Genomic DNA, 7,414 nt, shown 5'->3' with positions numbered 1-7,414 from the left:
GTCCTACTACGAGGACTTCCACAAGCTCCGGTACACCAACGACGCCTTCAAGGCGGCGGTGGAGCTGTCGGCGAAGTACATCACCGACCGCAAGCTGCCCGACAAGGCGATCGACATCATCGACGAGGCCGGCGCCTCGCAGATGCTGCTGACCGAAGGCAAGCGGAAGAAGACCCTGGGCGTGAAGGAGATCGAGGCCGTCGTCGCCAAGATCGCCCGCATCCCGCCCAAGTCGGTCTCCAAGTCGGACACTGAAGCGCTCAAGCAGCTCGAAACCGACCTGAAGCGGGCGGTGTACGGCCAGGACGACGCCATCGAGCAGCTGTCGGCGGCCATGAAGATGGCCCGCGCCGGCCTGCGCGACGCGAACAAGCCGATCGGCTGCTACCTGTTCACCGGCCCCACAGGCACCGGCAAGACCGAAACGGCGCGCCAGCTGGCCTCCACCCTGGGCATCGAGCTCCTGCGGTTCGACATGTCCGAGTACATGGAGCGCCACACGGTCAGCCGCCTGATCGGCGCGCCCCCCGGCTACGTCGGCTTCGACCAGGGCGGCCTCCTGACCGACGCCGTCGACCAGCACCCGCACGCCGTGGTGCTGCTGGACGAGATCGAGAAGGCCCACCCGGACGTCTACAACATCCTCCTGCAGGTCATGGACCACGGTCAGCTGACCGACTCCAACGGCAAGAAGATCGACTTCCGGAACGTGGTCCTGATCATGACCACCAACGCCGGCGCCGCCGACGCCCAGCGCAACGCCATCGGCTTCGGCCGCGGCAAGCAGGACGACGAGGTCGAAGAGGCGCTGAAGCGCCAGTTCACGCCGGAGTTCCGCAACCGCTTGGACGCCATCGTGCACTTCCGCGCGCTGACGCCCGAGATCATCCGCCAGGTGGTGCAGAAGTTCGTCATGCAGCTGGAAGCCCAGCTGGCGGACCGGCACGTCACCATCGAGACGGACGACGAGGCGGCCGACTGGCTGGCCAAGAACGGCTTCGACGAGCTCTATGGCGCCCGGCCGCTGGCCCGGGTCATCCAGGAGAACATCAAGAAGCCGCTCGCCGACGAGATCCTGTTCGGCCGGCTGGCCAAGGGCGGTCACGTCAAGGTGGTGCTCAAGGACGGCAAGCTGGCGTTCGAGATCGAAGGTCGCGACCGGGAGCCCGGCGCGCCCATCGTCGAGAAGCCGGCCGCGACCGAACTGGCCGATTAGTTCGTCGCGCGACGCTGAAATGCGAAGGCCCGGGAGCGATCCCGGGCCTTTTCGTTAGGCGCCTAGCTGATCTTCGCCGCGATCTGCGCCGCCAGCGCCTTCAGCTCGTCCATGTCGGCCATGCCGCCCGAGGCGTGCCGGCCGAGTTCCACGCCGTTCCAGCGCGGGATGATGTGGAAGTGCAGGTGGTAGATCGTCTGGCCTGCGGGGGCGCCGTTGAACTGGGTCACCACGATCCCGTCCGGATTGAGCGCGGCGCGCACCGCCTTCGCGACCCGCTGCACGCCCAGGATCAGGTGCGACAGCCGGTCGGGCTCCTCCTCCAGCAGATTGCGCGCCGAGGAATGCTTGGGGATCACCAGCGTGTGCCCCTTCGACTGCGGAAACACGTCCATGAAGGCGAAGACGTGGTCGTCTTCGAACACCCGCGCGCAGCCCATCTCGCCCCGCAGGATCTTGGCGAAGATGTTGTCGTGGTCGTAGGTCCCGTCCAAGCTCATCGTGCGCCTCCTGATCCTCAGGCGGTGCTCGTATCAAATCGGCGGATGGCGCGAAACGGCCGCGCCGGAGCTAGCTCGCGTCCGCGACGCCGGCAAGCCGCAGCCACGGCGGGCGGCGCACAGTCCAGTGGGCGGCGACCGGCGGCGGGAACGCCGGGTCCCGGAAGCAGCCGACCGAGACCGAGATCGCGGCGGTCAGCGCCTGCGCCGTCATCCAGACCACCGTTCCGCAGGTGGGGCAGAAGGCTTGCTCCAACCAGCCTCCCGAGCTGCCCGTCCTGCGCCAGCGCCGCACCTCTCCCGAACGCTCGACGACTGCGGCGTCTGGGAAGATGGCGCGATGGGCCATCGCGGAGCCGGTCGTCGCCTGGCACTCGAGGCAATGGCACGCATAGACCCGCCGCGGTTCGCCCCGCAATGTGGTCCGCAGCTGTCCACAGACGCAGGCGGCGGCGCGTTCGACCGATACCAAGTGGCTCTCCGATGGTGACAGGATATGGCGCGTCATCTGATAGGTAGCGCCCTGGCCGGGCCGTTGAAGAACGCACCGCAAGGTAAGGCCCACACCTGAAGGTTAGGACATGCGACGCCTCGAACCCGACTCCTGCGGCTTCGCCTCGGCGCTGGCCGTGATCGGCGGCAAGTGGAAGCCGTCGATCCTGTGGGAGCTTCACCTCGCGCCCCGCCGCTTCTCCGAGCTCTTCCGCCTGCTGCCGCCGATCAGCGAAAAGGTCCTGGCTCAGCAGCTGAGGGAAATGGAGGCGGACGGCATCGTACGGCGGACCGTCTACGGCCAAGTCCCGCCGCACGTCGAGTACTCCGTCACCGAGCTCGGGCTGTCGCTCAACGACGCGGTGGTGACGATGTCGAACTGGGGTAAGGCGCACGAGCGCTGGAGGGCCGAACAGGACCCCGCGACCGACGCGGCTACAGCCCTTCCCTGAACGGCGAATACTCCTCCGTCAGCCATTCCATCTCCTGGTCGACCGCGGCGCGCTCCTGCTCCAGGAACCGCTCGACGGGCGCCCGGAGCGCCGGGTCGGCGATGTAGTGGGCGGAATAGACGGGCTTCGGCAGGTAGCCGCGGGCGATCTTGTGCTGACCCTGCGCGCCGGCCTCCACCCGCGGCAGGCCCTGCTCGATGGCCCATTCGATCGCCTGGTAGTAGCAGAGCTCGAAGTGGAGGAACGGGACTTCCTCCACACAGCCCCAATGGCGGCCGTACAGACAGTCGTCGCCAATCAGGTTGAGGGCGCCGGCGATCCACTGGCCCCCACGGCGCGCCATCACCAGCAGCACCCGATCCGCCATCCGCTCGCCCAGCAGCGAGAAGAAAGGCCGGCTGAGGTATGGCCGTCCCCACTTGCGCGAGCCGGTGTCCATGTAGAAGGCGAAGAAGGCGTCCCAGTGCTCTTCGGTCAGCTCGGCTCCCGTCAGGCGCACGATCTCGACGGGCGCCTGGGCCTCGCGCCGTTCACGCCGGATGGTCTTTCGCCGGCCCGACGACAGCGCGCCCAGGAAGTCCTCGAAGTCCCGGTAGCCCCGGTTTTCCCAGTGGTACTGCTGCCCCTCGCGCAGGCCAAAGCCGAACTCGCCCATGAACCGCCACTCCGGCTCGGTGGGAAAGTTCACGTGCAGCGACGAGGCCCCATAGCGCTCGCACAGCGTCAGCGCGCCGCCCAGCAGCAGCCCCCTCGCCTCGTCGGCGTCCACATCCGGCCGCACGAGCAGCCGAGGACCTGTGGCCGGCACGAACGGCGCCGCGCTCAGCAGCTTCGGATAGTAGCGCCCGCCGGCGCGCTCATAGGCGTCCGCCCAGGCGTGGTCGAACACGTATTCGCCCTGGCTGTGGGACTTCAGGTACAGCGGCATCACCGCCGCCGTGCGGCCGGACTCGTCCTCGATGGAGAGGTGTTGCGGCCCCCAGCCCTGGCGTTCGACCGCGCAATTGGCGGCCTCCAGGGCGTCCAGGAAGTCGTAGCGCACGAAAGGATTGCTAAGGTGCGCCGGGTTCCTTGCGCAGGCGTCCCACGCTTCGCGGCCGATCTCGGCGATGCGGCGGGAGACCTTCACCGCCGGCTTGAGGCTCACGCCCTGAACCCCTCGAAGATCAGGTTGTCGCAACCGGCCTTCACCGCGTCCCACTGGGCAGGATCGCGGACGGTCCAGGCGACGATAGGCATCCCCTGCGCCCGCAGTTCCGCGGCGCGTGGGCTGGGCAGCATGTCCAGCCCCAGGGCCAGGAAGTGCGGGCGGGCGATCGCCACGTGCTCCAGCTGCGAATAGCTGCGCCGCTGCTCGGCCGAGAGCTTCGGCTGGTCGGCGTAGGCATAGCTGTCCAGGCCGCGCAGGACGCCCGGATAGTGGTCGGCGAACCAGGCGTGGCTGTAGGCATTGAAGCCGATCACCGCCAGCGGGCCGTTGTGGTCGGCGATCACCTCGTGCACCCGCCGCTCCAGCGGGCCCACCTCGCCAGGCGGCGTCTTCAGCTCCACGTGCACCATGGCGCGATGGCCGACGATGGCCAGCACCTCCAGCAACGTCGGGATCTTCTCGTCGCTGCCCTTGAGGCGCAACTCGGCCAGGTCGGCGGCCGAGCGGTCGCGGACCCGGCCGGTCTGGCCGGTCATCCTCTCGAGCGTGGCGTCGTGGAAGACCACCGCCTCCCCGTCCGCCGAAAGCTGGACGTCCAGTTCGATGCCGTAGCCGGCGGCGCACGCCGCCTGGAAGGCGCTCAGCGAGTTCTCGGGCGCTCCGTCGGGGCTCCAGAGCCCGCGGTGCGCGATCGGCGGGTGGAAGAGAAGGTCCCAAGCCTCGCCGAAGCGGTCCCTCACGACAGCTGCACCACCGCGTCGACCTCAACGGCGAAGTTCAGCGGCAGGCGATAGACTCCCACGGCCGAGCGGGCGTGGCGGCCAGCGTCGCCGAACACCTCGACCATAAGGTCCGAGCAGCCGTTCACCACCTGTGGGATCTCGAAGAAGTCGGGACCGGCCTGCACGAACCCGCCCAGCTTCACCACGCGCACGACGCGGTCGAGATCGCCTTCGCAGGCGGCCTTCATCTGGGCGATCAGGTTGATCCCGCACAGCCGGGCCGCGCGCTTGGCCGTCTCGGCGTCCACATCCTGGCCCACCGTACCCCTGATGCCTCCCGAGGCGTCGATCGACACCTGCCCGGAGATATGGACGAGATCCCCCGAACGGACGAACGGCACATAGTTGGCCACAGGCGCGACGGGCTGCGGCAGCGTGATGCCCAGCTCGGCCAGGCGGTCTTCGACTTTCGACATGGCGGCACCTGTACCGCCCGCCGAGGCATGAGAAAAGGGCCGGCCCTTGCGGACCGGCCCTTCGGCTCCGCGGTACTGAACGTCTGGGCCTTAGCGGACGGCCTGCAGCTTCTCGACGACGGCGGTGACGCGCTCGTTCAGCGGCTTCACCGAGTCCTTCACCGAGGCCGACACGGTCTCGGACATCTTGCCGACCTCGGCCATGTAGGTTTCGAGCGCCGTCTTGGCGAACGCGGTCTGGAGCTCCATCACTTCCTGGAAGCTCTTGGCGCCGGCCAGCGAGCGGGCGGCGTTCACCTGGGTCTCGAAGGCGGTCTTCGAGAAGGCCATCGCCTGCGCGCCCAGCGCTTCGGCGCCCTTGGTGGCGGCGGTCACCGACGCCACGACGGCTTCCAGGTTCTGCTTCGAATGGGTGTTGAGCTCGTTGAGCGCGGCCAGGGTCTTCTCGACGCCGTCCTTGAAGGCGACGTTGCTGGCGGCGGTGAACTGTTCGGCGGTGGTCTTCGCGGCTTCGGCGGCGGCCATGGGAAGATCTCCTGGGGAGGAATGAGGGTGGGGAACAGGCACGCGCAGGTCCCCTAGGAAACGCACCCCCTTCTCTCATGCTGCAGTGCAGCAGTCAATCAGTTTTTGTGCACTGCACAATGTTCCTGCCCTCTACAGCCAAGCTGGTCTGGCCTTCGCCGTGCGCAGGCGCGGCATTTGGTCCGTTCAAGACCTGTTTACTCTACCGAAAGGCTGCGGCTGTCATGTTAGGGAGTCTCCGGCGGCGCTGTAGCCGCTCCAACGCTTTGATTCGACGGACGAAGCATGTTCCAGCACGCCCGCCGCCTTGTGGTTTCGCTCGGTCTCGCCGCCTTCACGGCCATGGGCGCTCTCGCCCCAGCCGCCCAGGCGCAGGTCCCCTACTCGATGCTGGCCCAGACGTCGTCGAAGTACGCGGCGATCGTCGTGGACGCCAAGACGGGTGAGGTCCTGTACGAGAACCGGGCCGACGCCCTGCGCTATCCGGCCTCCATCACCAAGGTGATGACGCTCTATCTCACCTTCGAGGCGCTCGCGTCGGGCAAGCTGCAGCTGGACGACCGGGTGGTCTTCTCGCCGCGCGCCGCAGCTCAGGCCCCGACCAAGCTGGGCGTCCGCGCCGGCGATTCCATCAGCGTCGACGAGGCCATGAAAGCGCTCGCCACCAAGTCGGCGAACGACGCAGCCGTGGCGCTGGCTGAGAAGCTGGGCGGCACCGAGCAGCGCTTCGCCGCCCTGATGACCCTTCGCGCCCAGGAGCTGGGCATGAAGAACACCCATTTCGCCAACGCCTCGGGGCTGCCCGACAGCCGCCAGGTGTCGACGGCGCGGGACATCGCCGTCCTGTCGCGCGCGGTGATGCGGGACTACCCGCAGTATTACAAGCTGTTCAGCACCCAGTACTTCAACTTCCGCGGCCAGCAGCTGCGCAACCACAATGGCCTGCTGCACCGCATGTACGGCGTCGATGGGCTGAAGACCGGCTACACCAACGCCTCAGGGTTCAACCTCGCCGTCTCGGCCGTGCGCGACAACCGCCGCCTGATCGCCGTCGTGCTCGGCGGCCCGACCACCAAGGCGCGCGACAACAACGCCGAGAACCTGCTGCTGACCGGCTTCGACGTCATGGGCCGCCGCGCCCGCGGCGAGAACATCCAGGTCGCGCAGAGCTTCTTCGAGGCCAACGGCATGGCCGCCGCCGCCCGCCCGAAGGCTCAGGTCGCCCAGGGTGACAAGGACGACGAAGGCATGAAGATCGTGCTGGCCTCGACGGCTCCGCCGATGCGCGCCTCGAAGATCGAGATCGTCGAGAAGGCGAAGTCCGCCAAGGGCAAGTGGACCGTCCAGGTGGGCTCGTTCAATAGCCGCACCGACGCCCGCGAGCAGCTCGAGATCGTCGAGAAGAAGTACGGCAAGCACTTCGCCAAGGCCAAGGGCGTGGCCGAGAAGGACGGCGGCAAGTACCGCAGCCGCTTCTCGGGCTTCACCGAAAAGACCGCCAAGGACGCCTGCCGGGCGCTGAAGGCGAAGAAGCAGCCCTGCATGGTGCTGCCGCCCAGCGCCTAGCGCTGTCACTGAGGAGAGTTGGAAAGCCCCGGGGTCCTGCGCCGGGGCTTTTTCATTGCACGCTACTTCGAAAGCAGTCGGTCGCGCGCCGCGTTGAGCTGGGCGGCGAGCCCCGCGGTGCCGCCCTTGTCGGGATGCGCCATGCGCATCAGGCGGGTGTAGGCGGCCTGGATCTCCGCTCGGCTGGCACCCTCTTCGACGCCCAGGATGCGGCGAGCCTCGGCGACGCTCATGCGACCCGAGGGCTGCGCAGCCATGCCGGTCCGGCGGGTGGAGACGGCCAGCCAGAGCCCCAGCACCACCAGCACAATGCCT

General features: G+C 68.0%; 10 protein-coding genes. 3 read left to right on the top strand and 7 right to left on the bottom strand.

The window, feature by feature from the left end:
- Positions 1 to 1,216 (top strand): AAA family ATPase (locus tag RIF93_RS16775; protein WP_309092595.1); only part of this gene is annotated, 1,216 nt, incomplete at its 5' end.
- Between the two features lie 62 nt (positions 1,217 to 1,278).
- Here RIF93_RS16775 and RIF93_RS16770 read toward each other — a convergent pair.
- Positions 1,279 to 1,716, bottom strand: a complete 438-nt coding sequence (locus RIF93_RS16770; protein ID WP_309092594.1) for an HIT family protein — start codon at positions 1,714 to 1,716, stop codon at positions 1,279 to 1,281.
- A gap of 70 nt (positions 1,717 to 1,786) precedes the next feature.
- The gene (locus tag RIF93_RS16765; protein ID WP_309092593.1) at positions 1,787 to 2,188 is read right to left on the bottom strand and encodes a GFA family protein; all 402 of its coding nucleotides are present in this window, start codon (positions 2,186 to 2,188) and stop codon (positions 1,787 to 1,789) included.
- A gap of 109 nt (positions 2,189 to 2,297) precedes the next feature.
- Here RIF93_RS16765 and RIF93_RS16760 point away from each other — a divergent pair, with 109 nt between their 5' ends.
- Positions 2,298 to 2,660, top strand: a complete 363-nt coding sequence (locus RIF93_RS16760) for a helix-turn-helix domain-containing protein (protein WP_309092592.1) — start codon at positions 2,298 to 2,300, stop codon at positions 2,658 to 2,660.
- Here RIF93_RS16760 and RIF93_RS16755 read toward each other — a convergent pair.
- From RIF93_RS16755 to RIF93_RS16740, 4 genes are all read right to left on the bottom strand, one after another.
- Positions 2,644 to 3,807 (bottom strand): GNAT family N-acetyltransferase, encoded by a 1,164-nt coding sequence (locus tag RIF93_RS16755; protein ID WP_309092591.1) that lies wholly within the window; start codon positions 3,805 to 3,807, stop codon positions 2,644 to 2,646. The genes RIF93_RS16760 and RIF93_RS16755 overlap by 17 nt on opposite strands.
- A complete protein-coding gene (locus tag RIF93_RS16750; protein ID WP_309092590.1) occupies positions 3,804 to 4,550 on the bottom strand; it encodes a glycerophosphodiester phosphodiesterase in 747 nt (248 codons plus the stop codon). The genes RIF93_RS16755 and RIF93_RS16750 overlap by 4 nt, the downstream gene beginning before the upstream one ends.
- Entirely contained in the window at positions 4,547 to 5,008 is a 462-nt protein-coding gene (locus RIF93_RS16745) for a RidA family protein (RefSeq protein ID WP_309092589.1), read from the bottom strand. Before RIF93_RS16745 ends, RIF93_RS16750 begins: the two co-directional genes overlap by 4 nt.
- A 90-nt stretch (positions 5,009 to 5,098) precedes the next feature.
- Positions 5,099 to 5,533: a TIGR01841 family phasin gene (locus RIF93_RS16740; protein ID WP_309092588.1), complete on the bottom strand. Its 435-nt coding sequence runs from the start codon at positions 5,531 to 5,533 to the stop codon at positions 5,099 to 5,101.
- A 285-nt stretch (positions 5,534 to 5,818) separates the two neighbouring features.
- On the opposite strand from RIF93_RS16740, the gene RIF93_RS16735 reads away from it, so the two are divergent.
- Entirely contained in the window at positions 5,819 to 7,099 is a 1,281-nt protein-coding gene (locus RIF93_RS16735) for a D-alanyl-D-alanine carboxypeptidase (protein WP_309092587.1), read from the top strand.
- 62 nt (positions 7,100 to 7,161) lie between these two features.
- Here the strand turns inward: RIF93_RS16735 and RIF93_RS16730 are convergent.
- A partial coding sequence (locus tag RIF93_RS16730) for a DnaJ domain-containing protein (protein ID WP_309092586.1) occupies positions 7,162 to 7,414 on the bottom strand: 253 nt, incomplete at its 5' end.

The sequence above is a fragment of the Phenylobacterium sp. genome (assembly GCF_031181185.1).
GTDB lineage: Bacteria > Pseudomonadota > Alphaproteobacteria > Caulobacterales > Caulobacteraceae > Phenylobacterium.
Note: the sequence above shows the minus strand (reverse complement) of the source record. Positions and strands in the feature narration are given on the sequence as shown.

What these genes read in the sequence shown, in the direction of transcription:
- RIF93_RS16770 (WP_309092594.1), bottom strand. Translation starts at nt 1,716, where the DNA reads ATGAGCTTGGACGGGACCTACGACCACGACAACATCTTCGCCAAGATC.
- RIF93_RS16760 (WP_309092592.1), top strand. Translation starts at nt 2,298, where the DNA reads ATGCGACGCCTCGAACCCGACTCCTGCGGCTTCGCCTCGGCGCTGGCC.
- RIF93_RS16745 (WP_309092589.1), bottom strand. Translation starts at nt 5,008, where the DNA reads ATGTCGAAAGTCGAAGACCGCCTGGCCGAGCTGGGCATCACGCTGCCG.
- RIF93_RS16740 (WP_309092588.1), bottom strand. Translation starts at nt 5,533, where the DNA reads ATGGCCGCCGCCGAAGCCGCGAAGACCACCGCCGAACAGTTCACCGCC.
- RIF93_RS16735 (WP_309092587.1), top strand. Translation starts at nt 5,819, where the DNA reads ATGTTCCAGCACGCCCGCCGCCTTGTGGTTTCGCTCGGTCTCGCCGCC.